This window comes from Marinomonas spartinae (assembly GCF_016461715.1).
Classification (GTDB): domain Bacteria; phylum Pseudomonadota; class Gammaproteobacteria; order Pseudomonadales; family Marinomonadaceae; genus Marinomonas; species Marinomonas spartinae_A.
On the sequence record NZ_JAEMUI010000021.1, the window covers coordinates 1 to 25,398 of the forward strand.

A 25,398-nucleotide genomic window follows, 5' to 3' on the forward strand; every position below is an offset into this window, starting at 1 on the left:
AATTAAGAGAAACCCTATCCTGCGAAGCAGGGTGGGGTTTTTTCGTTATGGAGCATCACCATCGCCGATGGTCGTGTGGGGCTCTCTATAACAGACAAGCATGTGAAAGTAGTTCGTTATCAAAATTTTAAATAGGAAGCTCTAATCAGAAATGGTCGGGGGCTTTTTTTCGTCTCAAAAAACATTTTTGCTGAGAAGCACTTTTTTAGAAGTACTAGAAACGAATAAGGCTGCCAGTTGGCAGCCTCTTTCTGCATTTGCAGTTTGTGTTTACGTCGTTTTGCTTTGTTGGTTTTTTCGTGAACCCCACCTTTACGCATGATTGGGTCAAACGCATAGGGATTGCGTTTTTTCTGTTTAACTTTCATTTTTTGATCCTTATATGATCCTTTTGAGTTAAAAAAAGAAGGTACATTTTGAAGGGGGTAAGTTTGAATTACAAGAGTGAATTTGGTTAAAAAAAGATCAGTCATCAAAGATGACTGAAAACCTACTAAATTTGACTGTTTCTTATCCACAATAAGAGGTTAAAGCAATAGGGTCCCAAAATTCTCATTCCTGCAAAGGGGGATGCAGGGGATGCCGCAAAACTAATGTGCTTGATAATTCTGCGTTAAAAAACCGCCTCAAAATGCTCGTTTATAGGTATAAACTCCACTTTTCGGTGATTTTTGCCTTGCCTTATCTTTGCTCGCTACCTTTAGCGACAGCTCCAATGGTTCCTCAGTATTAAGTACTAAGTTTTAGTGTTGTCTCTTCAATCTTGGTAAAGAGCTTGTTATGGTCACGCTCTGCAAATACGTATACTTCACCTTGGCTACGTGACCAGCCGTCCCATCAATTGCGCTCTAATCATCTTTTTGAAGTGATTGCTGATGTCGTGTTGAGAAGTACGAAACAAGGAGGGGGTTAGCTTAATGTTAGCCAAACGATATTGTCTGAAAGATTCCCCCTAACTCTGCCGTTCCTTTATTCGCAAAGAAACGCGCAAAGTCGTCGATATTATTTTAACGGTTAGCGGTCAATAGACTCCGAGATTCGCTTAAGAACAGACAGGGTTGTCTCAAGTTCTGTCTTGGTGATACCTACGGAGCACTTCATTGCCCACTCCGCTTGCTTTTCATACAGCTGCAAATATACCGTTTCTCCAAGCGCCGAGAGGCTTATCAGCTTTGCGCGTTTATGGTCGGGATTGTCTTGGAACAGCAGAAGTTCATCCTCACTCATGGCATCAACAAGTCGTTGTACTGCTTGTCGTGTCAGTCCCATGCTTCTGGCTATTTGCGGTACAGTTTGTGGAGCACCAGCTAGAGAAAGAGCCCCTAAAATTTTCCATCGAGCACTCGTAATGCCATATTCTGATCCCATATGGTCACCTTCACTAACCAGGAGCCCGCCGAGTTTGAATACTTCAAGAGCGATGTCGGTAAATACCGTACCTTTTTGAGGAGTGTTCATCTGCAATCCTTTTGATAGTTTGACAACATATTGACAATATGGTTTGATATTTTCATAATGACAATATGTTACCAAATATTTCCCTAGGAGGGAATCATGTTGTCCATACTCCATCGAGTTGCTGCATCCGCAGCCGTCTTGTGCATTGCTACATTTTTCTCGGCAACCATTTTTGTCGAGCTTTTTGGGACAACAGAATCCATAGCAACCCTAAAAAGTCTTATTGTATGGCCAGGTTTATTTATTCTTGTTCCTTCCATTGCCTTAACGGGTGCTAGTGGTTTCGCCTTAGCAAAATCTAGAAGCGGAAAGCTCGTACAACAAAAGAAAAAGAGGATGCCCTTTATCGCAATCAATGGAATATTAGTGCTCATTCCATGCGCTGTATTGCTTGATCATTGGGCATCCGTAAGTGTTTTTGATACTGATTTCTACATGGTTCAAGGCGTCGAATTGCTGGCAGGTGCAACCAATCTCATTTTGATGGGAATGAATATGATAGACGGTCTTAGAATGAGAGGTAGATTTAGACGGCCTGCTTAAATGTACTCTAGTAAGGCCTCCGTTCTTGTCATTCAGCGAAGACAGGAAGCTATGTCCTTAATGCCCCGTCAAATACTCCAATTGCTTTATAGACCACCTTGTCATTGTATTCATTTGATCCTGTTTCGCAGACTCAACGCGTCGGCGTGAGTCCAATGCCAAGTTGAATAGAATCTTCTGTCTCTTTTTTTGTGCGTTTTTCGGTGCGTTTCTTTTGGTGCTAAGAGAAAAAACTACAATTAAATCAATGATTAAAAAACTCATAACATAAATGATACGCTGTACCTTTCCTAAAAGAGAGATAGAAGAACGAGTACACTCGATTTGTCGTTTTAGAAAGGGTGTTAAATTTCAATTATGACAGATAGGATAGTTAGGGGAACGCAGCCGTATAAACGGGTATGAGCACTATTAAGTGTTAGTGACAAAGGAGGATATATGTCCAATCCAGTAGATAGATTTTCTAGCCGTATTGCTGATTACGACAAATACCGACCTAGTTACCCATTAGACTTGATCAATAAGCTCTTGGAGCATTTAACCAGTTTTCTTTACATGGTCAAGTCAAGTTTAAGTACAAGTCGTCCCTTTTTATTGGGCCAATTTGTTGTTAACAAAGTGTTCAAGAGGGACAGGTAGCTTGCTCTAATCTTGGTATTTGTGTTTACGGCGGTAAATTGAGGTTTAGCGGCAGTTCGTTGCTGCCCTTTAATGCGGTGTTTCCCCCGCCCCCACACTCATCTAACCATATATCATTCTCCCAATCCCAACCCCACAGACTCATTAATCAACCATCGTTTTACTTCGGCAATTCCAGGTTCGTTGCGTCTTGAATATTTGTAAGCAAAGTAGAATTCATCGTCGGTTTCGATATGGTGGGTGGGCAGGCGGATTAGGTCGTCTTTGGTTTTGTCTTCATTGAACATATAGTCGTTGATCAGGGCAATGCCGAGGGAGTATTTAGCGGCTTCGTAGGTGAGCAGTAGATGGCTAAATTTATGCAGTTGTAGTTCGTCCGGTAGGATTTTTCCTTTTTCCGAAAACCAGCGGCGCCAGTCTTCTGTGTATTCGTTATAGATGCCAAAGGAAGTGACCAATGGGAAGTCGCCTAATCTCTCGGGGTGTTTTTCAAGTAAGTTGGCCATGTCGGTGTCGGAACGAATATCGAGAGTGTTTTTCATGGCTTCATAAAACGCTGGACTGCAAACGGGGAAGATTCTTTCCCGGTAGATGGGGGTAAATGCGAAGCCGCGTTTGTCTTTGTCTGTGGTAATAAAGCAATCGGCGGTTTTATCAGAAAGCTCGGGTGAGCTGTGGGTCATGGTTATGCTGATATCTAGGTTGGGATGTCGTCGCATTAGATCGGGTAGGCGTGGCATTAACCAACACACGGCAAAGGAGCTGTAGACGGCGATTCTTACCTTGGTTTCACTTTCTCCTCGTATCAGGTTGCTAGCACGGGCAATTTGCGACAAGGAGCTGCTAATGGCATCTAAATAGTGTTTTCCCTCTGTTGTTAAGCTGAGATAGCGACCTTGGCGTTGGAAAAGGCTTTCACCCAAGTGATTTTCTAAGGCGCGAATCTGATGGGATACAGCGCTTTGGCTTAGGTTGAGCTCCTGGGCGGCAAGGGAAAAGCTGTTTAATCTGGCAACGGCTTCAAAGACAGGTAGAGCTTTCAGTGGTGGTAGCATTTTATTATCCAAAAAACGAATACTAAGTGAGGATATATCATTTTATTGATGGTGAAGTCGAGGCTAGAATGCGGTTCTTTATATATTGTACTCAAGGAGCGGCTATGTCTGGAAAAACCATCGGTAGCGCTATTTTGATCCTAGTGATAGGTAACTTCTTCGCGACGTTTTGCGATGTGTTTATCAAAATGGCGGGCAGCAGTGTGGCCGTTTATCAGTTTACCTTTATGCGTCTTGTGATGATTTGTCTTGTGTTATTGCCATTGGCTTATAAACACATTGATTTTAAAGGGGGCATTGGTCTTAAACTGCATTTATTAAGAGGCAACCTATGGGTATTGGCGAGTGTTTTATTGATTATCTCGTTAACGGCGTTGCCGCTTGCCACGGCCAATGCGGTGTTTTATATCGCGCCGATTCTGATTGTGTTGTTTGCGGGGATTTTCTTTAAAGAGAAAATTACCATGGGCATTGTGATTGCGGCTGTATCTGGCTTTGTCGGGGTATTGATCATTTTACGGCCTTCTGACGTCAGTTGGGGGATGATCAGTGCGGTGTTGTTTTCCGTGGTATTGGCGACCAATAGCTTGCTGATTCGCAAGTTGCCAAAAAATCAAAACCTGTTCTTTGGGCTTTTGATAACCCATCTATCGGCGTTGCCTTTAACGGCTTGTTTGGCAATTTGGGAAGGGGCGTCTTGGAATATGGATGGCTTGTTATACGCTGGTGCATCGGCGATGTGTTCGATTGTTTATAGCTTAGCGTGCTTGCAAGGTTACCGCTATGTAGCGTCGAGCCAGGTGAGCAGTGCGGAATATTCCGGCTTGCTGTTTGCTGTGATATTGGGCTGGATTATTTTTAACGAGTCGATTGACTTCTTCTTTGTGATTGGGGCTCTGTTTATCATTTTGCCTTTGGCGTACTTGGGTAACCGAGATAGACGTAAGCGCAAAGCTGAAGAGCGTATGTCGGTGGTTCGCTCGCAATTAGATGCAGGTTAATTATCTCAGCCTATTAATAGTTGATGGGACGTCTTTGCTGCCTATAGAAGTAGCATAGCCGTTCCGTCGTATATTGATGTCTTGGTTGATTCAACAAAGTAGCCTATCTCTGGGTTGTTTTTCCTTGATGTTCACATCCCGTCACAGAAATTCATTATCTAAAGTGCTAGAATTTTGCGCTATTATCTCAGACAAGCTGAGACTGTTTTTTTGGAGTATGGGAATTTATGGCCAGCAAAGATGTGTTGGAGTCGGTGTACGAAAAAATAACCAATGAAGAAGATGCCAGAGCCTGTAAAGCCATTGATGAGTCGGCTTGTAAGGAAGTGCCTGGTAATTTTATCAAGCTGATTATCGCTCAGTTTTTTACCAATTTGGGCGATGCCATGATTAATCCAAAAATCACCTTGCCTTGGATATTAAATAGCATTGGAGCGCCAGTGTATTTGCTTAGTTGGTTAGTGCCGATTCGTGAGTCTGGGTCTTTATTACCGCAATTAGCCATTGCGAGTTTTATACGTAAGTTACCGCTCCGTAAATGGGTTTGGATCGTTGGGAGTATTTTGCAGTCGATCAGTGTTGTGCTGATCGGGTTGATCGCTATGACGATGCAAGGGGCTGTGGCGGGTTGGTTGGTGATTGCCTGTTTGGTGGTGTTTAGTCTTGCCCGTGGGCTTAGCTCGGTGGCGTCGAAGGATGTGTTAGGTAAGACGATTCCAAAAACGCAGCGCGGACAAGTGACAGGTTGGTCGGCGAGTGTCGCAGGGCTAGTAACCGTCGGGATTGCCATCGTCATGTTATTGAGTGCGTTAACGTCCTTTGAAGGTAATGCCTATGTGTATGGCGTTTGCTTAATGGGAGCGGCTATTTTTTGGCTGTTGGGGGCGTTGGTTTACTCCCGCGTTGTGGAGTTTTCTGGCGAAGTAGATGGCGGTAAGAACGGTTTTAAAGAGGCGCTTAAGCAGCTGAGTTTGCTAAAAACGGATAAAGCCTTTCGTCAGTTTGTGATCACTCGTTCGCTATTTTTATGTACCGCTTTGAGTGCGCCTTTCTATGTTGTACTGGCTCAGCATACCCTAGGGAATAACATGTGGGTGTTGGCGATGTTTATTGGTGCCAGTGGTTTAGCCTCGCTTGTTTCTGCGCCTTTTTGGGGAAAGTTCTCTGATCGTTCCAGTCGAAAAGTGATGATGGCGGCCTGTTTGTTCAGTTCTCTGATTGGTTTGGTCTTGTTTGTGGTCTCTTGGTTGGTACCTTCACTGTTAGACAGTGTCTTGTTGTTACCGGTTTTGTATTTCTTGGTGACGATTGCCCATCAAGGGGTGAGAGTAGGACGGAAAACCTATTTAGTGAATTTAGCCGATGGCAATAAGCGAACCAGTTATGTGGCCGTTAGTAATACGATGATTGGTTTTATCCTATTGTTGATGAGTTTTATAGGCGCGCTAACGCAATTTATCTCATTAGAAGGGTTAATTCTTGTCTTTTCAGGTATGGCGATTGTGGGGGTTTTGATGGCGCTGCGCTTACCAGAAGTATAAGTTAGAACGGTCTGATGGTTTGCTGATCTAACCGTTTGGTGGTACTAAAGAAAAAGAATGCCCATTTAGCACTTGGTACTATTTAGTATGGTGCTCAATGGGCCTTTCTACTGCTTGTTCGCTATGGAAGATTAAGCGGGTAGGTTTGCTTTTAACCACTCAATGGCTTGTGGATAAGGCGCTGGCATATTGAGCCTGTCTAACGCCGTATTCAGAACCGTTAGGTTACCTGTGCAGAAGTTCAGGTGACCTACTTTGCGACCAGGTCGGACGTCTTTTTGATACCAGTAGAGTTCTAAACTTGGGATGCTGAGCCATTGGTAATCCAGATCGACGCCGATCAAGTTCACCATCATACTTTGATTTTTGATCTCAGCGCTTACCAGTGGTAAGCCCATGACGGCACGGACGTGATTTTCAAATTGGCAAACGTTGCTGCCTGCTTGTGTCCAATGGCCACTGTTATGCACGCGAGGGGCGAGCTCGTTAATCAGTAAGTCATCACCCACGCGGAAGCATTCCATAGCCATAACGCCAACGTAGTCTAATGCATCCATCAATTTACCAAGCATCGTCTCTGCTTTGCTTTGGTATTGATCGAGGCGTTTAAGTGGCGATATTGATGCGTACAAAATACCATTGATATGTAGGTTGAGGGTGAGCGGGTAAAAATACTTTTCGCCATCTTTGCCTCGTACACCAACAAGGGAGACTTCTTCGTTGAAGTTAATGGCTTGTTCGGCAATGGCTTGACCTTTCCAGTCGTCGGGGATCTCAGTGTTTTCCGCTTGTTTTAACCAATATTGACCTTTGCCATCGTAACCGCCACGACGACGTTTCATAAGGACGCGTTCACCTAATGTGTCGTAGGCGCGTTGTGCGCTAGAGTCCGCTTCTACTGGAAACCAAGGTGCCGTGGCAAGCCCAAGGCGGTCTAGCCATTGCTTTTGCGTCAGACGATCCGCCAGTTGAGGGAAGGTCGCAAGGTTAACAAAGTTGTTATGTGTGGCTAACTGCTTGGTGGCAACGGTTTCTGGCCATTCTTCTCGCTCGGCAGTGACGATGTCGTTTGCTTGCAGTGGTAGTTCGTCTGTTGCCTCTATATCCACAGGGCGCACATCGATTCCCAATGGGGTGCCTGCTTGTTTTAACATGGCGCCCAGTTGACCCGCGCCTAATACCCATAATGTTGACATTAGGCCTCCCGAGGATCTGGGTTAGCGAGCACTGTTTCGGTTTGTTTAGCGCGAAACGCGTCAATTTTTTTCGCCAGTTCTGGGTCGTTATTGGCTAGGATCTGGCAAGCTAATAGGCCAGCATTAAATGCCCCAGCGGTACCAATGGCTAATGTACCAACCGCAACACCTTTTGGCATTTGAGCGATAGAAAGCAGGCTGTCCATGCCGTTTAGTGCTTTACTTTGTACTGGTACACCGAGCACGGGGAGTCGTGTGTGGGCGGCAACCATGCCTGGCAGATGTGCCGCACCGCCAGCACCACCAATGATAACTTGGAAGCCCTTTTCAACGGCGCTTTCTGCAAACTCAGCAAGTTTCACTGGGGTTCGGTGAGCGGAAACGACTTCCACATGGTAGCTAACGCCCAGTGTGTCCATGATTTCAGCGGCACCTTCCATGGTGGCCCAGTCACTTTTCGATCCCATAATAAGGGCTACTTTTGCTTGCAAAATCTTTCTCCTGATAAGGGTTCAACGTGGCGTTCAGGGATGAATATGTTGAACGATATACGATGGCTCTGACAAAACCTTGAGAACACCCTCGTTCATGTGGATGTTTTCAGCCTAATAGGTTTTAAAAGAGTGGTTTTAATTGCGCGTTAATATAGCCGATTTTGCCAAAAACCGCGAGGGTTGAAGGGGGAATTCGTTTTACTAGAAGGGTAATGCTGGAATAAACAAAGAGCGACTTAAAGTCGCTCTTTTAGGTATTGCTCGTAATCAGGGATTTTTCGCTCGAATTCGCTATCAAATAGTGGCGAAGTGACGAGGAAATTCGCTGAGGACACACTACAGGCTATGGGAATGTTCCATACCGCTGCAACACGAAGCAGTGCTTTGATGTCAGGGTCATGGGGCATGGGCTCAAACGGGTCCCAGAAAAAGATCAAAACGTCGATTTTGCCTTCTGCAATCAAGCCACCAAGTTGTTGATCACCACCCAGTGGGCCACTGATAAGGGATTTGACTGGCACATCCAAATGCTTTTGCATTAAATTACCCGTCGTCCCCGTTGCCATCAAATTGTGTCTGATCAGCTTTTCTTTGTGCTTTTTTGCCCACTCAATAAGCTCAGGCTTCATATTGTCATGGGCAACCAGAGCGACGTTTTTACGCTCTGGTGTGGTGATGGTTTTCTTTATCAAGAGAGTCCCCATGTTGGGTTATTCCGCTGTATCGCCAACTTTGACGATTTTCATCATGTTAGTTGTGCCGTAGCTTACTAAATGATCGCCTTTGGTCACAATAACAAGGTCGCCGTTTTTAATCAGACCAAGGGATTTAACATGATCGACAAGACCCGTCACAATCGTATCCACATTGAACTCTTGCGAAGAGAAAGCCACAGGGGTTACGCCACGATAAAGGTTGACTTTGTTTAATGTAGCTTGGTTTGGCGACAAGGCATAAATCGGCAAGCCTGAGCTGATGCGCGACATCAGAAGCGGTGTCGTACCCGATTCCGTTAAACTGATGATGGCTTTCACCCCTTGTAGGTGGTTAGCCGCATACATAGCCGACATGGCGATGGTTTCATCAATACCGGTGAAGGTCACGTCAATACGGTGTTTAGAGCGGTTAATAGCAGGCTGTTTTTCCGCGCCTAAACAAACACGGTTCATGGTTTTGATGACTTCTTCAGGGTAAGCACCAGCTGCCGTTTCTGCTGACAACATAACCGCATCGGTACCATCTAGCACGGCGTTGGCCACGTCGAACACTTCCGCACGGGTTGGCATGGCGCTGGTGATCATGGTTTCCATCATTTGCGTTGCCGTGATAACAGGGCGGTTCAATTGACGGCAACGTTTGATCATGTGTTTTTGTACGCCAATCAATTCGGCATCACCGATTTCTACGCCTAAATCACCACGGGCTACCATGACGGCATCGGATGCCATAATAATGGCGTCTAATGTTTCGTTGTCTGCTACGGCTTCGGCACGTTCTACTTTCGAGACGATGCCCGCTTTCAGGCCCGCTGCTTCTGCCAAAGCACGAGCTTCGTTTAGGTCATCCGCACTGCGTGGGAAGGAAACGGCAAGGTAATCTGCTTGCAAAGCTGCCGCTGTTTTGATGTCTTCTTTGTCTTTGTCTGTTAGTGCGGCGGCAGAGAGTCCACCGCCTTGACGGTTGATGCCTTTGTTATTAGACAAATCACCACCGACAATAACTTTGGTAATTACTTCTTGGCCTTTTACCTCGGTCACTTCTAGAACCACTCGGCCGTCATCCAATAGCAAAATATTGCCGGGCTGAGAGTCTTTAGCCAGTTGAGGGTAATCAATACCTACACGGGTTTCGTCACCGCTGTTTTTGTCAAAGCCGACGTCAAGAATGAAGGTTGCCCCATCTTTTAGCTCAACTTTGGTATTTTTAAAGCGAGCAATACGGATTTTAGGTCCTTGTAGATCACCCAGAATGGCAACATGACGACCATTTTTTTTCGCCATGTCACGTACCACATTGGCGCGATTGATATGGTCTTCTGGCTGTCCATGGGAAAAGTTAAGGCGGAACACATTTGCGCCAGCTAGGATCAGTTTTTCGATCATTTCTGGGGAGCTAGAGGCTGGACCAAGTGTTGCAACAATTTTCGTTCTACGAGTCATGATAGATTACCAAACATTTGAAAGCGTATAGAGAGTATAAGGTAGGACAAAGGCTGCGTCAGCAGCCTTTGCTAATATTGATTATTTTGCGTTCATTAGTGCAATGGTATTGTCTAACATGCGGTTAGAAAAGCCCCATTCGTTATCGTACCAAGACATGACTTTGACCAATTTGCCTTGAACACGAGTTTGTGTCGCATCAAAGTTAGATGTGAAGGCATTGTGGTTGAAATCAGAAGACACCAGAGGATCGTGGTTAACGTGCAGAACCTGAGCCAAGATTGGGTCGGCTTTCACCGCATCTTCGATGATTTGGTTGACCTCTTCCACGCTGGTTTCGCGAGGCGCTAAGAAAGAAAGGTCGACTAGTGATACGTTAATGGTGGGTACACGAACGGCCATGCCGTCGAATTTGCCCGCCAATTCAGGTATAACGAGACCCACGGCGGCAGCTGCCCCTGTTTTACTTGGGATCATGTTCATTGCTGCGGCACGAGCACGATACAAATCAGAGTGGTACACATCAGATAAACGCTGATCGTTTGTATAAGAGTGGATTGTTGTCATCAAACCACTTTCAATACCTAATTTATCGCTCAGAGGTTTGGCAATTGGAGCCAAGCAGTTTGTGGTGCAAGATGCGTTTGAGATAACGGTCATGTCACTGGTCAGAACATCTTGGTTAACGCCATAGACAACGGTCGCATCAACTTCCTTGCCTGGCGCAGAAATGATGACCTTTTTCGCACCTGCAGTAAGGTGAGCACTGGCTTTTTCTTTGGTTGTGAAGAAGCCTGTACATTCAAAGACAACGTCTACTTCGAGCTCTGCCCATGGAAGATCCGCTGGGTTACGTTCAGAAAACGTGCGGATTTTGTCTTGGTTGACGTAGAGCGCTTCCTCATCAAAGGTTACTTCTTCACTGAAACGACCGTGTACCGTGTCGTATTTAGTTAGGTGAGCGTTGGTTTTTGAGTCGCCAAGGTCATTAATCGCGACGACTTGAATGTGCTCGCGCTTACCTGATTCGTATAAAGCTCGCAGTGTGTTGCGTCCAATACGTCCATATCCGTTAATCGCTACTTTAATTGTCATACTCACCTCTAAATATAGTGGAAGTCCATTCGTATCCTTACTAGATTATAGTTAAGAATACATGGAGGAATGCGTTGTTTTACGTAAAAATACTACACAACAGGATTTTGAAGCAAGGACAGTGCTGCGTTAGTCCTGTATTTTGCTCAAAAAATAAACATTGGTCATGTTATATCACAAAGCGTATATTAAAAATGTTACCAAGGACGGCTATTTTAAAACAAAATCTGGCTTTGTGTGAGCTTTTTTGGTAAAAAAATTACATAATTTTTGGTTTTTTGCTCGATTTCGTCGCAAATTTTAGATGAAATCTTTTAAAAATGTAGTAATATTACATAAAATATTTTCACGTCAGTTGGACAAAGACTGTTGCAAAACCGGAGAGAAGCATGAATTCTATCGTTACGAAAGTAACTGAGACCATCATTGAGCGCAGTAAAGCATTGCGTTCACAATACTTATCCGACATGAAAAAAGCGCAGGAACAAGGACCTCATCGAGGTAAATTGTCTTGTGGTAATTTGGCTCATGGTTTTGCCGCATGCCAACCTACTGATAAGCAAAAACTAACGTTAATGGAAGAAGCAAATATTGGCATCGTGACGTCTTATAACGACATGTTGTCTGCTCATCAACCATACGAAAGCTATCCAGATCAAATACGTAAAGCCGTTCAAGAAATGGGTTGTGTTGCCCAAGTCGCTGGTGGGGTTCCCGCCATGTGTGATGGTGTGACACAAGGGCAAGATGGCATGGAGCTGAGTCTTTTCAGCCGAGATAATATTGCACAAGGGGCGGCGATTGCGTTGTCTCATAATATGTTCGATGCGGCTTTGTACCTTGGTATTTGTGACAAAATTGTTCCAGGGCTATTAATTGCTGCGCTGCGCTTCGGTCATCTTCCTGCTTTGTTTGTACCTGCGGGTCCAATGCGTTCTGGTATCACCAATGCGGAAAAATCGGCAGTACGTCAGCGTTACGCTCAAGGTGAGGCGACTCGTAAAGAGTTACTTGAAGCCGAATCCGCTTCTTATCACAGTGCTGGCACTTGTACTTTTTATGGTACGGCTAACTCTAACCAGTTGTTGGTCGAAATGATGGGGCTGCAACTGCCTGGTTCCTCTTTTGTGAATCCTGATGAGCCACTGCGTGCTGAATTAACCAAATATACTGCTCAGTTGGCAACAAAATCCACAGCGTTGGGACGCGACTATCGTCCTCTTTACGAGATTGTCGATGAGCGCAGTATTGTTAATGCCATTGTAGGGCTATTAGCGACGGGCGGCTCCACTAACCACACTATGCACATCGTTGCCTACGCTCGTGCTGCTGGCATTATCGTTACTTGGGATGATTTTTCTGCCCTGTCTAAAGTGGTGCCATTATTGACGCGTATTTATCCAAATGGTCAAGCCGATATTAACCATTTCCACGCTGCTGGTGGCATGGCGTATTTGGTTAAGCAGTTGCTGAAAGGTGGATTGCTGCATGAAGAGGTGAATACCATCGTTGGGAAAGGTTTGCAGCATTACACCAAAGAACCATTTATCGACAATGGTCAATTGGTATGGCGCGATGGTCCAGAAGCAAGTTTGGATTTAAATGTCATTCGTCCTATTGAAGACCCATTCAGCAAAGAAGGTGGTTTGTCTCTGCTTAAAGGAAATCTGGGTCGTGCTGTGATCAAGGTGTCTGCGGTAAAAGAAGAGAACCGTATTATTGAAGCGCCAGCAGCGGTTTTCCACAGTCAATATGAATTAGCCGATGCCATTTCCAGCGGTAAGCTAAAACGTGACTGTGTTGCTGTGGTGCGTTTTCAAGGGCCAAAAGCCATTGGCATGCCTGAGTTGCACAAATTAACGCCTTTCTTAAGTAATCTTCAGGACCAAGGCTACAAAGTGGCATTGGTGACAGACGGTCGTATGTCTGGGGCGTCTGGTAAGGTGCCAGCGGCGATCCATCTCACACCTGAAGCGTTAGCGGGTGGGCTGATTGCGAAGATTAAAGAGGGCGACCTTATTCGCTTAGATGCGGTAGAAGGTACGTTGTCGGTCTTGATTAGCGATGAAGAGCTGAATGCACGAGAGCCTGAACACTTTGATTTGTCTGACTCTCATCAAGGCATGGGACGTGAATTGTTCAGTGCCCAGCGTCTACTGGTAAGTGGTGCAGAGCAAGGGGCTTGTACACTTTTTAATGAATAATGTTTGATTTTAAATGATCGGCTGAGAGTTGGTCATTCGCGTTTCCTCTGACTACTAACGTTTGTTAGTAATGGTGTTTAGGGCTTGCTTTGCAAGCCCTTTTTTTATCCTAAAAAAGCTAACGCCAGAAGTGTAGAGGAACAATAATCGGTATTGGACACCTATGATAGGTACCTAACTACGTCATTGTTTGCGTTTAGATAAGGGAGTGGCGGCAGCATCACGTAAAAAAAACAGATCAACTAAGTTGATCTGGATTTTTGACTTTAAGCCTAGTGATGGCGATTGGATCAATCATCAAGCCATGGTTTCTAGAGATTTTTCGTACTCGTCGAAGGTGTCGGTCACTTTCTTCTCTGGAGCACCACCTATTAAACTAAAGACAACAATGGCGATGGTCGAAAATAGGAAACCAGGTACGATTTCGTAAAGATCGAAAATGCCACCGTGTAATTGTTTCCAAACAACGATGGTTAGCCCCCCAACAATGATGCCTGCCAAGGCGCCGTTGCGGTTCATGTTACGCCAGAATAGGCTCAATAGAATGGCTGGCCCGAATGCCGCACCAAAGCCTGCCCAGGCATAAGACACTAGACCGAGTACAGAGCTATTAGGATTTAATGCCAACACCATTGCGATAATAGAAATCAACAGAACAGCAAAACGGCCTACATTCACAATTTGTTTCTGTGTGGCGTCTTTATTTAACAGCTGTTTATAGAAATCTTCTGCTAAAGCGGAAGAGGACACTAAGAGCTGGGAGTCCGCCGTACTCATGATAGCGGCTAGGATGGCGGCCAACAGAATACCCGCCACCACAGGATGGAACACGGCGTGAACTAGAATCATGAAAATTTTCTCAGGATCGGCTAACTGGCCACCTAAGTTGTTATCCACATAAACGATGCCAGTTAAGCCGATGGCTAACGCGCCCGCCATTGACAGAGCCGTCCAAGTAACAGCAATGCGACGTGCTGTTTTGATGTCTTTATTAGAACGGGATGCTTTGAAACGTGCCAAGATATGAGGCTGACCGAAGTAGCCAAGACCCCAAGCCAGTAGGGAAATAATACCGATGGCCGTTAAGGGTTCGCCACTCACATTATGCCAAATCGTTAGAAGCTCTGGGTTTTTGGCTTCAAGGGTGGATGTTAGCTCAGAAACACCACCTTGAATGGCGACAATCGGAACAATTACCAAGGCAGCAGACATCATCAGACCTTGAACTAAGTCTGTCCAAGCGACGGCTAGGAAGCCACCAAACAGCGTATAAGATACTACACAGATGGTGCCAATGATGACCGCATAACGGTAGTCTACACCAAATACGGTTTCGAATAATTTACCGCCAGCCACTAAGCCAGAGCTGGTGTAGAACAAGAAGAAGAGTAAGATAAAGATCGCTGAGATAGACTGGATCAATCTGGATTTATCTTGGAAGCGTTTGGCAAGAAAGTCCGGCAGTGTAAGGGCGTTGTCCGCTTGAATGCTGTAGGTTCGTAGACGCTTTGCACAGATTAACCAATTTAGCCATGTACCAACAAATAAACCAGCGGCAAGCCAAATGGATTCCATACCGGATGCAAATGCATAGCCGGGCAAACCTAACAGCAACCAACCACTCATGTCGGAGGCGCCAGCGGAAAGAGCGGTCGGCCAAGGGCCTAACGAGCGACCACCTAGAAAGTAATCTTCAGAACTTGATGTCAGTTTGTAAGCGTAAAGCCCGATGGCTAGCATGACGATAAGATAAGCTAAAAAGGTAAAGCCTATCGCGTAGCTACTATTCTCAATCATTGTTGTCCCCAGTTTTGATAAGTCGTTGTGATGTGCTTTTAAATCAGTGCTGTTCCCGACAACGCTTCGCGTTAGTCGTTATGCCAAAAGCCGTTTCTGATGAGTGAAAACTCATTCGAAAGCATCACCTCGTTATCATTGTTTATGTATTTATTAGAATGAACCGTCTTTGAGTAATGTAAAAAAAGCCACTTAAAAATGTCTCTTAATGACGATTTCTACCATGTTTCAAAGGTTGACCAGTGATTCTAGGTGGGTGCTCTTTGATAATCTTTCAAAAAAATCCGGCAAAATTGCAACAAACTCGTTTTGTGGTGAGAAAGGTAACTTTATTTTGTCAGTACTTTGTCTATTTTGTGTATGTGAAGAGTGTCTGTTTTGTGTGTTGGAAGAATGTGTGGTTAAGCGTGGTTTACGGTGTGTCGTATGAAATGGATAAAGCGCCATCGACTTATGACGCTTTATCTTAGTGACGCAGGTTGTGACAGGTTACTTATTTTTGTCTGTTTTTGGCAGACGAGTATCTTGCACACTCTGCTTGAGCTTTTTAAGGTGAGCATTGAATTCAGGCCCACGTTTAAGTAGCACGCCTGTCGCTAAGGCATCGATCAATGTGAGATAGACTATACGGGAACTCATAGGAGTATAAATGTCGGTATCTTCTGTCTCTTCAATAGGCAAAACGATTGAACAGTGTTCTGTTAACGGTGAGCCTGGGTTGGTGATACCGATAACGGATGCCCCTGTTGCTCTTGCCACTCGTGCGGTTTCGATCAAAGGAAGCGTCCGTCCAGTGTAGGAGATCACCACAATGGCGTCTCCAGAATGGGCTCCAGCTGCTGCCATACGTTGCACGAGAATGTCTGTGTAGGCGACAACGGGCATATTTAAGCGGAAGAACTTATGGTGAGCGTCTTTGGCCACAGGACCGGATGCGCCCAATCCGTAAAACTCAATGCGTCTTGCTTGGGCCAGAACATCGACGGCTCGGCTGATTAGGCTTTCTGGCAAAATCTCTTGGGCACGCGTCAGGTTGTTTTTTGCCGCTTCAAAAATTTTCGTTGTCACCGCACCTGGCGCATCGTCTGGCTCAACGTTCAGGTTCACATAAGGGGTACCGGTTGCCAAACTTTGAGCGAGTGAGACTTTAAAGTCTGGGAAACCGCTACCGATTAAGCTACGACAGAAGCGGTTTACTGTTGGCTCACTGACTTCTGCTCTGGCGGCTAATTTTGCAATACTCGAATGGATGGTCGTTTTCGGATCAGCAAGAATGGCTTCGGCAACTTTCCTTTCGGATTTACTTAAAGTGCTTAGTCGTTCTTGGATCTTACGAATAATGTCTTCGTGTTTATTCATTAATTCTGCTTCAAAGTTGTCTATTGACTCGGATAGTTTAATAACTCATTCTGACAGCGACTTCCAATTCTGGCAATAAAAAGGATTTAAAATGGTCTATTTAACAGACTATTTCGATAAAATGGCTAATATTCTCCCTGAATTTAATAAAATTAAAGTCGTGGAGTTTGAGGAGGGTTTTTCCAATAAAGTGTATCGCTTAGATTGGAATAAGGCGCCTCGTATTGTGCTGCGGGTACCGGAACTGGATGGAAGGGTTTTTGGTATTGATCGACAAAGCGAAATAGCCGTTTTACTTGCGGCGTCACAGATGGGTGTATCGCCTCCCGTGTTGTGGTATGACGCCGATGGTGCTTTTGCTTGTCAGTTTGTTGTGCAGCCTTCATTAGGCTGGGATGTGACGCACTCCTCAAATAATGTAGTGAGAATTGCCCAAGCTTTGACCCAAGCTCATTGTTTACCTAGCGTAGGCCACGTTTTCTGTATTTATCGTTTGATTGAGCAATACCTGCAATCCATCGATTCTTTTATATCACCAGACTCTGAACTGAAGGCAGAGTGGGCGTACTTGCAGGCACTGTTTTCTAGTTTACCCCGTGTTGCCTCAAGTAGTGAGCCTGTGGTGTGCCATAATGACTTGAATCCCAAAAATGTATTAATAAATGATGAAAAAATTTGGTTGATTGATTGGGAATATACGGGCATGGGCGAGCCTTTATTTGATTTGGCGGTAGTGGCAAAATCACATAATCTCGATGAGACACAGCAGAGATTACTTATTCGCAGTTATGATAATAATTTGGATGAGGAAGAAACGCTGAGTAAAATCGCCCTCTATAGTAAGGCCTATTCTTTACGGGAAATGGCTTGGTTGTTATTAAAACATGTGTCCTCTCGGGACGATGTGCAATCTTTAGCGTATTATTACGAGTTTAAAGCCATGCCATCCTTGAATCCTTTTATCGATCAACATGGCGATGTCAATACGATAGCCACAGAGTAGTTTATATGAATTTAACCCCCGCCTGGCATGCCCGATTAGCCAATGAATTCGAGCAGGATTACATGCAGGTTCTGCGTGACTTTCTTAAAAGCGAAAAGCAACAGAGAAAAATTATCTATCCGCATTCGAACGATTGCTTTAATGCGCTCAATGAAACGCCGTTCGAACAGATTAAAGTGGTGATTTTAGGGCAAGATCCTTACCACGGAGAGGGGCAAGCTCATGGTTTGTCTTTCTCAGTGAAACCCGGCGTGAGAATTCCGCCTTCCCTCTTGAACATATACAAAGAGTTGCAAGCGGATTTAGGGATTGCCCCCGCGGGTCATGGCTATTTAAGTCAATGGGCACAGCAAGGTGTCTTGTTGCTTAATAGCATATTGACCGTTGAGGCAGGTAAAGCCGGTTCTCATCAAAATAAAGGCTGGGAGCGTTTTACCGATAAGATCATCGAAATGATCAACCATGAACATCAAGGGGTCGTATTTTTGCTGTGGGGGGCCTATGCGCAAAAGAAAGGGCGCTATATAGACAGGCAAAAACACTGTGTTCTGGAAAGTGTTCATCCATCGCCTTTATCTGCCCACCGTGGCTTTTTAGGCTGTCGCCATTTCTCACAGGCCAATCACTATTTAACACAGATCGGAAAAGCGCCCATTAACTGGGCACTGGATCCGGTGTAAGACGAGCTGTCTGTGTGATTATCTAAGAAACGTGTAGGCTAGCGTTTATCTAATGTATAGGGGAGCGCTAGCGGCTCTACTGACGTGTCTCCCAGTTTTGGGGCGGACAGTTCTTCTGGCTCAATGTTGAGAATGACTTGAGCAACAGACCAATCGTCACTGCTTGCTTGGGCAAAAAGCTGTCCCACTACTTTGTCACCAAGATCGGTCAGGTTTGACTCAGCGGTCGGTCCCCCTTGCCAGCGAAAGAGGGCAAGTTGCTTTTTGGACTTCCCACGGTATTGCATGCGCGCGACAATCTCTTGTCCCGTGTAACAGCCTTTGGTAAAGCTGATTCCACCAGTGCGCTGCATATTGAGCCATTGAGGGAGAATGTCTTCACTGTGCTCAGCACGAATTAATGGCCGCGCTATTAAGAGGTTCAAAACATCTGCATACTGGTGGTTTTGCTCTTCTAGAGAAGCATTTTGTGCTGGTTCTAACAGCCAATCGGTACGCACAGGGTACTCACTCAAGGTAAGACGAATAATATTATTGTCTGCTTGGGTCGGAAGTGTCTCGGTTAATTGCGTTGGCTGTGCGCTGGTTGCTTGTGTTTGAATGCTAGTGACGCAGTAAGCTTCAGAAGCATCCGCTAATTCCACTTTAAAAAAGACTGCGTATTTTTTCAGATGCGTGAGTGTCTTTTCTAGCAAATCCTTCGACATTAATAAAAGAATTTGTTCATCCTGTTGAATCACCAAAAAATTCGCAATGATGCGGCCTTTGATACTGCAAACTGCTCCGTAGAGACTGTGTGATGGTGTCAGCTTGTTCATATCACAGGTGATTTGCCCCTGTAGAAATTTTTTGATATCGACTCCGCTGACTTGAAGCACACCAATTTGTCGCTGATGCGCAATAACGTCTTGAGAGAGCATGGTGTCGGCAAAGGAGGATAAAGCTGTCATACACGTTTTTCCATGATAGTTGGCGGTGACGATCGGCAACGGTGTCTAACGTCGCTGTTTGATGCTTCTAACATGGCGCTAATGGTGGCGTTTTTCAATAGGGAAGTCTGTTATAAATAAGGTTTATTGCATTGTAAATGGTGAGTGAGCATCTAGAGGATAGGTCATTAGTTGATGATTTTTATTGAGTTTTGATACGAAAGCCGCAAGTTAGCGAAATACTATTGACGTCAGGGGGCAGAGTTTTCAATATGAGATTTTTGTACGCTGCTTCCCTTGGCTTTTCTCATGATTGTGTGAAAAGGTCTTAAGCGAAATAACAACAACAAAGACGCAAGTCGCGTTGATAAATGAGAAAGAAAACTATGTATTTAGGTCTTGATCTTGGTACGTCAGGTTTAAAAGGCGTGATGATTGACGATAAGGGCGATGTCGTCGCACAAGAATCCGTCTCTTTATCGGTCAACAGCCCACACCCAACATGGTCCGAACAAGATCCATTGTCATGGTGGCAAGCCTGTATTGATGTGTTGGGCCTGCTGGGACAACGGGTCGATCTCGGGCAATTAAAAGCCATTGGTATATCCGGACAAATGCACGGCGCGACCTTGTTGGATAAACAGGGTGACGTCTTGCGTCCTTGTATATTGTGGAACGATGGCCGCAGTCAGGCCCAATGTAGCGCGCTAATGGCGAATTATCCCTCATTAACTGAGCGTTCAGGTAATCTGGCAATGCCTGGTTTTACCGCCCCTAAAGTGCAGTGGGTGAGAGAACATGAACCTGAGATTTTTGCCCAAATCGCCTATGTTTTACTGCCGAAAGATTATCTCGTTTATCGGCTTACAGGGGTCTTATCGACGGATTGCTCTGATGCGGCGGGGACCCTTTGGTTGAACCCTGCTACAAGGCAATGGGATGATGAGTTATTGGCAGCAACGGGCTTAACGCAAGCGAATATGCCTACCGTTTTTGAAGGATGCGATGTAATTGGTCATGTGTCCGATAAGGCGAGTAAGCAATTAGGATTGCCTAAGCTTCCTGTTGTAGCGGGTGGCGGTGATAATGCCGCCGGAGCTGTGGGTATGGGGGTGACCCATGCTGGTCAAGGGTTGTTATCTTTGGGCACTTCTGGTGTGTATTTTGTGGTGAGCGAGAGCCATAAAGCCAACCCTGACAATACGGTGCATGCATTCTGTCATGCTCTGCCAAATCGTTGGCATCAAATGGGGGTTACCTTGAGTGCGGCTAACTCTCTCTCTTGGTTGGCTAAATTGGTAGATAGTTCCGTGTCCTCTTTGCTTGAGGCGCTTGAGCGGTCTGGTAAGAAACAAACCTCGGTGATCTTCCTGCCTTATCTAAGTGGCGAACGCACGCCCCATAATGATCCGGATGCTCAGGGGCAATTTATTGGTTTACGTAATAGTACTGATCTACCGGATATGACCCTAGCGGTGCTCGAAGGCGTCGCTTTTTCTCTATTGGATTGTCAAAATGCTTTGTCTCGCGCTGGGAGTGAGGTGAATGATTTGTCGTTAATTGGTGGCGGCGCTCGTTCTTCTTTATGGCGACAAATATTGGCAAATGTATTGAACAAACGGGTGATTTACCGAGATGGTGGCGATGTTGGGCCTGGACTCGGCGCTGCAAGATTGGCTTTGTTGGGGGAAAAACGGCAGGCAGGTGGGGAGATTGAGGCGCTTATCTCTCAATATTGTGTTTTGCCTGAGGTGCTGGCTAGCCATCAGCCAAATACTCAACTGTCCGCTTATTATCAGGACAAATACGCTTTGTATCAGGCGTTCTTCACGGCGACTAAAGGGCTAAATCATGCTCTGGCGACTTTATAGTTTATAACGAGAGTTTGGGACTTATAGCCAGAACTAAAATACTGTCTCGCTATACTGTCCCAAACGGTTACTGCTTTGGCTGCGAAAGTCCCTAGGGGTAACGCCTTTTAACTCGTGAAATCGACGGTTGAAATTGGCGACATTCTTAAAGCCCACCTGAAAGCAAATGTCGACAATTTGTTGATCGGTTTCTGTGAGTAAATTGCATGCTCGGCTGATGCGTACCCGATTTAAAAATTCCGTAAAGCGGTTTCCGGTTGCCTTGCGAAAGAAACGCGAAAAGTGGCTGTCAGACATGCTGACTAAGTTAGAGGCATCTGACAGGCAAATATCCTGATTGTAATGTTGGGTGACATAATCCACCACTGTATTGATTTTACGTTGTAGATTTTCATTGGATTTTAAGTCTATCTGTACCGTAGAAAGCAGGCGATAGTTCTGGCTCTGGGAAAGTTTTTTCAATAGAGGGAGTGTTAGGGTGAGGCGTTCCAAGCCACTGGAGTCACGGATGGCAGCAAAGGTTGTCTTCAAGTAATCAGGATCCTCTCCCAGAAACTCCAGGCCGGATTTGGCCCGTAGTAACATGGGAAGTACTTCAGACAGCTCTGGGATAATCTTCATACCTTGAGCAAAGGATTCATGGTCAAAGCGTATCACCATGTCCCTTGTGTCGGTCGGTGGTTCGTTACTTTGGCAGATCCAATTATGGGGCAAGCGGGGGCCAGTGAGAATTAACTGGCCTGGTTTGTAGTTGCCAATGTAGTCTCCGACGAAGACCTTGCCAGACGTGGCGATAATAAAGTGCAGCTCATAGTCATCATGGGCGTGCCAGCGAATTAAATCGCTGGGGTAGCCATGTTCCAGATAACGTATGGTTTCGATTTCACCTTCGACTAATTCATATTCGGGAGTATTTCGCTTTATTGTTTTAGTCATAAAAAACTCCTAACAAACTTAATGCTTAGCGATTAGCTCATTACATTGCCACCATCAACATTATAGGTTTGTGCGGTAATATAATCGGCTCCGGATGAGGCCAAAAACAAAGCTAGAGACGCCACTTCTTCGGGTTTGCCCATGTAACCTAAGGGGACGGCTTTACCGACGGCAATTTTCTTTTCACCTATTTCTAGATCTTCGTATTTTGCAAACAGTTTGTCGACCTCTTTCCACATGGGCGTGTCGATTACGCCGGGGGAAATGGCGTTAACATTGATTTTATGGGGCGCTAAAGCCAACGCGGCTGACTGGGTGTAGCTGATCACGGCGGCTTTGCTGGCACAGTAATGGCTGACCAGCGCTTCGCCCCGCCGTCCAGCTTGAGAGGCCAGATTAATAATCTTACCTGGAATTTTCTTTTCTACCATGGTTTGGGCGATTTTTTGCATCATGAAAAACATGCCTTTGACGTTGATCGCGAAAATACGGTCAAAGCTTTTTTCTGAGGCTTCTAGCATCGGTGCTAAGTCAAACACGGCGGCATTATTGACCAAGATATCGATTTGCCCGAATGTGCTGATGCAGCTGTCGATGAGTTGATCAATTGCTTCTAGGTTGCTCACATCTGCCCCAATATAACGGGATTGATTTGGGTATTTTGTCAGCACTTGTGCAATGGGTTCTGGTTCAGATTTAGGGTAATCACTGAGGATCACTTTGGCGCCATTCTCTAGATAGGTTTGTGCAATAGCGAGACCAATACCTCCGGCGGCGCCAGTTATGAGGGCAATTTTGTTGGTAAGATCATGGTTGCTGGTGGCCATGTTGACATTTCCTTGTATGGTTGTTTTTAACCTAGGCATAGGGCGCTAGGGCAATATACCTAGTGTTTATTAATGGTAATCAAGCGTATGTTGCTTGCATTTCTCGGATTGCCTGAGCCAAGTGTTCTGGGAAGTCTGGGTAGTCCTCAGGGAGGTTGCCCCATAGAAACCGATCATGGGTGAAGGCTTTAATGCCGGCTTCGTCATTGGTGAATGCCTTCATGGCATCGAGATTGGGCTCGTGATAAGGCGTCTCTATTTGGCCTGCGGCGGCTTTTTGGAAAAACACAAACCAACCTGCAATCCCCTGTAGGGTTTTATGAGGAACACGATTCAGTTTGTAGATACCTGCCAAAGACGGATAGACAAAAATAGGGTATTTGGCATAACCATCGGTACAGATGCGTTCCACTGTGTCGCCAATATTGGCGTTACTGAAGCGGGCAGCAATGATGTTGAAATAGTTAGGTAGATCGACAATAGAATCACCGATGGCTGGAATGGCATCCTGATTGGCAAAGTCAGTGAAATATTGTTTTAACTCGGCGTCCCGCATGGCTTCATCAAAGTAGGTTAACCCTTTCAGTGCCGCTTGATAGGTGACGCAGGTGTGGCCAGCATTGAGAATACGAATCTTTGCCTCTTCATAGGGGTCGACTTTATCGACCATTTGTACGCCGACTTTTTCCAAAGGAGGACGTTCACCGGCAAAATTGTCCTCAATCACCCATTGAATAAAATCTTCCCCCATCACGGTCATTTGATCATTCATGCCAAAGCGTTCTTGTACGTCTTTCACATGAATTTGGCTGGGCTTAGGGGTGATGCGATCCACCATAGCACAAGGGAAGGTCACATTGTCTTTGATCCATTGGACCAAAGCATGGTCTTGTTTAGCGGCTAAAAACTGCATCAAGCCTGTCTGCAAATGTTTACCGTTATGACGCAGATTATCGCAGCACAAGAGAGTGATTTTGGCTTTCGAGGTTTCGCTGCGTTTTTTAAGCCCAGCATACAAGAAGGCGTAGAGAGTATTTCTGCCCCCTTCGATGTCTGCTTGGATGGCTGGATGATCTTTTAGCAGGACTTGGTTTTCATCCAGGTAATACCCACCTTCTGTCACCGTAGAGCTGACAATTTGGATGTTGGCATCGGCAATGGCCTTGTCGACTTCCTGTGGTACTTGCGCACCGTCAATCTGGTGCACGATGGAGCGGATATGTCGGTATTCGGTGCCGCCTTTAGGATCCATCGTCTTCAGAACATACTCGCCCTTTTGCTGCATAAAACGGGCGAAACTGGCACTGTCCTGAGGACGAATATTGACGCCAATAAGGCCCCATTGTTTGCCTTCAGGCTCAGCCAGTAAACGGTCAAGGTAAACGGCTTGGTGAGCACGGTGAAATGCTCCCACTCCAATGTGTACTATGCCAGGCTGAATCTCATCCCTTTGATAAGGCTGGCTAGACAATTGTGCCTGATGTTTGCTGGGATTGAGGTAATTAGTCATAAACTGTCTCCTCAGCGATCATGGAAATAACGCGATCACTGTCGTTGAGTAGGATAATTTCGTCGGTGTCGATGTTGATGTGAACCTGTTGTTCGTCCTTGATTCTGCTACGTGCGGCGGCCTTAACGATGATTCTCTGCTGATTACTGAGGCGTACGTGGGCGTAGGCTTCAGAGCCCAAATGTTCGATCAGTTCTACATGGCCGGATAAATCCCCATCACTGTCTACTAGGGCGAGATGTTCTGGGCGAATCCCTAATGTGCTATTGGTATTGATGTCTTCTTGAAGGCGAGAGACAGGGAAGCTAGTTTTACCACCGCCCACACTCAGTGCTAGACGGTCTCCTTGGTTGTCTATCTGATCGATAGGTATTAGGTTCATTTTTGGCGTACCGATGAATTCGGCCACAAAACGACTTTTAGGTTGACGGTATAGTTCTAGTGGCGTGCCGACTTGCTCGATTTGTCCCGCGTTGAGAATGACAACACGATCCGCCAAGGTCATGGCTTCCACCTGATCATGGGTGACGTAAATCATGGTAGTGCCCAGTTGTTTGTGCAGGCGGGCCAGTTCTAGGCGCATCTGTACTCGAAGGGCGGCATCTAGGTTAGAAAGCGGCTCATCAAATAAAAACACTTTTGGCTGGCGCACGATGGCACGACCAATGGCAACCCGCTGGCGTTGGCCACCGGAGAGTTCTTTGGGTTTTCGTTCCAACAGGGTGTCCAGTTGCAGGGAGGTGGAAGCAATGCGGACTTTTTCATCTATTTCTGTTTGTGGCGCTTTGGCTAGGCGCAGAGCGAACGACAAATTCTCTTTCACCGTCATATGTGGATAAAGCGCATAGGACTGGAACACCATGGCTAGATCCCGCTTTGCGGGTGCCAGTTCGCTAATTTCCTGACCATCGAGATTGATCTCCCCGCTGCTACTGGTTTCAAGGCCTGCGATGGTGCGTAATAGGGTGGATTTACCACAGCCGGATGGGCCAACAAAGACGATAAACTCACCTTCCTCAATGGACAGGTTGATGCCGCGCAGAGCATGGTAGTTATCATAGTGTTTTTGTAATTGATTAATTGTTAAATAACTCATGGCTT

General features: G+C 45.6%; 22 protein-coding genes. 7 read left to right on the top strand and 15 right to left on the bottom strand.

Features of this window, described 5'->3' with window-relative positions:
• Positions 1-119: 119 nt before the first annotated feature.
• Together JHD45_RS17285 and JHD45_RS17290 are read right to left on the bottom strand one after the other, a co-directional pair.
• Positions 120-476: a hypothetical protein gene (locus JHD45_RS17285; RefSeq protein WP_199477751.1), complete on the bottom strand. Its 357-nt coding sequence runs from the start codon at positions 474-476 to the stop codon at positions 120-122.
• A 538-nt stretch (positions 477-1,014) separates the two neighbouring features.
• Complete coding sequence (locus JHD45_RS17290) at positions 1,015-1,368, bottom strand: MarR family winged helix-turn-helix transcriptional regulator (protein WP_233407904.1); 354 nt, start codon at positions 1,366-1,368, stop codon at positions 1,015-1,017.
• A 186-nt stretch (positions 1,369-1,554) separates the two neighbouring features.
• Between JHD45_RS17290 and JHD45_RS17295 the strand changes: the two genes are divergently transcribed.
• Complete coding sequence (locus JHD45_RS17295; protein WP_199477753.1) at positions 1,555-2,001, top strand: hypothetical protein; 447 nt, start codon at positions 1,555-1,557, stop codon at positions 1,999-2,001.
• Between the two features lie 752 nt (positions 2,002-2,753).
• Here JHD45_RS17295 and JHD45_RS17300 read toward each other — a convergent pair.
• Complete coding sequence (locus JHD45_RS17300; RefSeq protein ID WP_199477754.1) at positions 2,754-3,695, bottom strand: LysR family transcriptional regulator; 942 nt, start codon at positions 3,693-3,695, stop codon at positions 2,754-2,756.
• Between the two features lie 104 nt (positions 3,696-3,799).
• On the opposite strand from JHD45_RS17300, the gene JHD45_RS17305 reads away from it, so the two are divergent.
• Both JHD45_RS17305 and JHD45_RS17310 read left to right on the top strand, forming a co-directional pair.
• A complete protein-coding gene (locus JHD45_RS17305; RefSeq protein WP_199477755.1) occupies positions 3,800-4,696 on the top strand; it encodes a DMT family transporter in 897 nt (298 codons plus the stop codon).
• Between the two features lie 227 nt (positions 4,697-4,923).
• The gene (locus JHD45_RS17310) at positions 4,924-6,237 is read left to right on the top strand and encodes an MFS transporter (protein ID WP_199477756.1); all 1,314 of its coding nucleotides are present in this window, start codon (positions 4,924-4,926) and stop codon (positions 6,235-6,237) included.
• 131 nt (positions 6,238-6,368) lie between these two features.
• On the opposite strand, the gene purK is transcribed toward JHD45_RS17310, so the two are convergent.
• The 5 genes from purK to gap all read right to left on the bottom strand — a co-directional run bounded on the left by purK (position 6,369) and on the right by gap (position 11,181).
• Positions 6,369-7,433 carry a 5-(carboxyamino)imidazole ribonucleotide synthase gene (gene purK / locus JHD45_RS17315; protein WP_199477757.1) on the bottom strand — a complete coding sequence of 355 codons (1,065 nt, stop codon included), beginning with the start codon at positions 7,431-7,433 and terminating at the stop codon, positions 6,369-6,371.
• Complete coding sequence (gene purE / locus JHD45_RS17320) at positions 7,433-7,924, bottom strand: 5-(carboxyamino)imidazole ribonucleotide mutase (protein WP_267905988.1); 492 nt, start codon at positions 7,922-7,924, stop codon at positions 7,433-7,435. The genes purK and purE overlap by 1 nt, the downstream gene beginning before the upstream one ends.
• 239 nt (positions 7,925-8,163) lie before the next feature.
• Positions 8,164-8,619, bottom strand: coding sequence for a methylglyoxal synthase (locus JHD45_RS17325; protein WP_267905989.1), 456 nt, complete (start codon positions 8,617-8,619; stop codon positions 8,164-8,166).
• 18 nt (positions 8,620-8,637) lie between these two features.
• Positions 8,638-10,086 carry a pyruvate kinase gene (pyk, locus tag JHD45_RS17330; RefSeq protein WP_199477759.1) on the bottom strand — a complete coding sequence of 483 codons (1,449 nt, stop codon included), beginning with the start codon at positions 10,084-10,086 and terminating at the stop codon, positions 8,638-8,640.
• Between the two features lie 81 nt (positions 10,087-10,167).
• Entirely contained in the window at positions 10,168-11,181 is a 1,014-nt protein-coding gene (gene gap, locus JHD45_RS17335) for a type I glyceraldehyde-3-phosphate dehydrogenase (protein ID WP_199477760.1), read from the bottom strand.
• A gap of 389 nt (positions 11,182-11,570) precedes the next feature.
• Here gap and edd point away from each other — a divergent pair, with 389 nt between their 5' ends.
• A complete protein-coding gene (gene edd, locus JHD45_RS17340; RefSeq protein WP_199477761.1) occupies positions 11,571-13,385 on the top strand; it encodes a phosphogluconate dehydratase in 1,815 nt (604 codons plus the stop codon).
• A 297-nt stretch (positions 13,386-13,682) separates the two neighbouring features.
• Here the strand turns inward: edd and putP are convergent, their stop codons facing one another.
• Both putP and hexR read right to left on the bottom strand, forming a co-directional pair.
• Positions 13,683-15,182, bottom strand: a complete 1,500-nt coding sequence (gene putP / locus JHD45_RS17345) for a sodium/proline symporter PutP (protein ID WP_199477762.1) — start codon at positions 15,180-15,182, stop codon at positions 13,683-13,685.
• Positions 15,183-15,671: 489 nt separating this feature from the next.
• Positions 15,672-16,541, bottom strand: a complete 870-nt coding sequence (gene hexR / locus JHD45_RS17350) for a transcriptional regulator HexR (RefSeq protein ID WP_199477763.1) — start codon at positions 16,539-16,541, stop codon at positions 15,672-15,674.
• A gap of 91 nt (positions 16,542-16,632) precedes the next feature.
• Here hexR and JHD45_RS17355 point away from each other — a divergent pair, with 91 nt between their 5' ends.
• Together JHD45_RS17355 and ung are read left to right on the top strand one after the other, a co-directional pair.
• Positions 16,633-17,544, top strand: coding sequence for a choline/ethanolamine kinase family protein (locus tag JHD45_RS17355; protein WP_199477764.1), 912 nt, complete (start codon positions 16,633-16,635; stop codon positions 17,542-17,544).
• A gap of 5 nt (positions 17,545-17,549) precedes the next feature.
• On the top strand, positions 17,550-18,224 hold the full coding sequence (gene ung / locus JHD45_RS17360; RefSeq protein WP_199477765.1) for a uracil-DNA glycosylase: 675 nt from the start codon (positions 17,550-17,552) through the stop codon (positions 18,222-18,224).
• Positions 18,225-18,262: 38 nt separating this feature from the next.
• Here ung and JHD45_RS17365 read toward each other — a convergent pair whose 3' ends face one another.
• Positions 18,263-19,174: a YgfZ/GcvT domain-containing protein gene (locus JHD45_RS17365; RefSeq protein WP_199477766.1), complete on the bottom strand. Its 912-nt coding sequence runs from the start codon at positions 19,172-19,174 to the stop codon at positions 18,263-18,265.
• A gap of 350 nt (positions 19,175-19,524) precedes the next feature.
• On the opposite strand from JHD45_RS17365, the gene xylB reads away from it, so the two are divergent.
• Positions 19,525-21,024, top strand: a complete 1,500-nt coding sequence (gene xylB / locus JHD45_RS17370; RefSeq protein WP_418903785.1) for a xylulokinase — start codon at positions 19,525-19,527, stop codon at positions 21,022-21,024.
• A 33-nt stretch (positions 21,025-21,057) separates the two neighbouring features.
• Here the strand turns inward: xylB and JHD45_RS17375 are convergent, their stop codons facing one another.
• The 4 genes from JHD45_RS17375 to JHD45_RS17390 all read right to left on the bottom strand — a co-directional run bounded on the left by JHD45_RS17375 (position 21,058) and on the right by JHD45_RS17390 (position 25,393).
• Entirely contained in the window at positions 21,058-21,960 is a 903-nt protein-coding gene (locus JHD45_RS17375) for a helix-turn-helix domain-containing protein (protein ID WP_199477767.1), read from the bottom strand.
• Positions 21,961-21,992: 32 nt separating this feature from the next.
• Positions 21,993-22,787 (bottom strand): L-iditol 2-dehydrogenase, encoded by a 795-nt coding sequence (locus JHD45_RS17380; protein ID WP_199477768.1) that lies wholly within the window; start codon positions 22,785-22,787, stop codon positions 21,993-21,995.
• Positions 22,788-22,866: 79 nt separating this feature from the next.
• On the bottom strand, positions 22,867-24,297 hold the full coding sequence (locus JHD45_RS17385) for a mannitol dehydrogenase family protein (RefSeq protein ID WP_199477769.1): 1,431 nt from the start codon (positions 24,295-24,297) through the stop codon (positions 22,867-22,869).
• Positions 24,290-25,393, bottom strand: a complete 1,104-nt coding sequence (locus tag JHD45_RS17390; protein ID WP_199477770.1) for an ABC transporter ATP-binding protein — start codon at positions 25,391-25,393, stop codon at positions 24,290-24,292. Before JHD45_RS17390 ends, JHD45_RS17385 begins: the two co-directional genes overlap by 8 nt.
• Positions 25,394-25,398 lie beyond the last annotated feature (5 nt).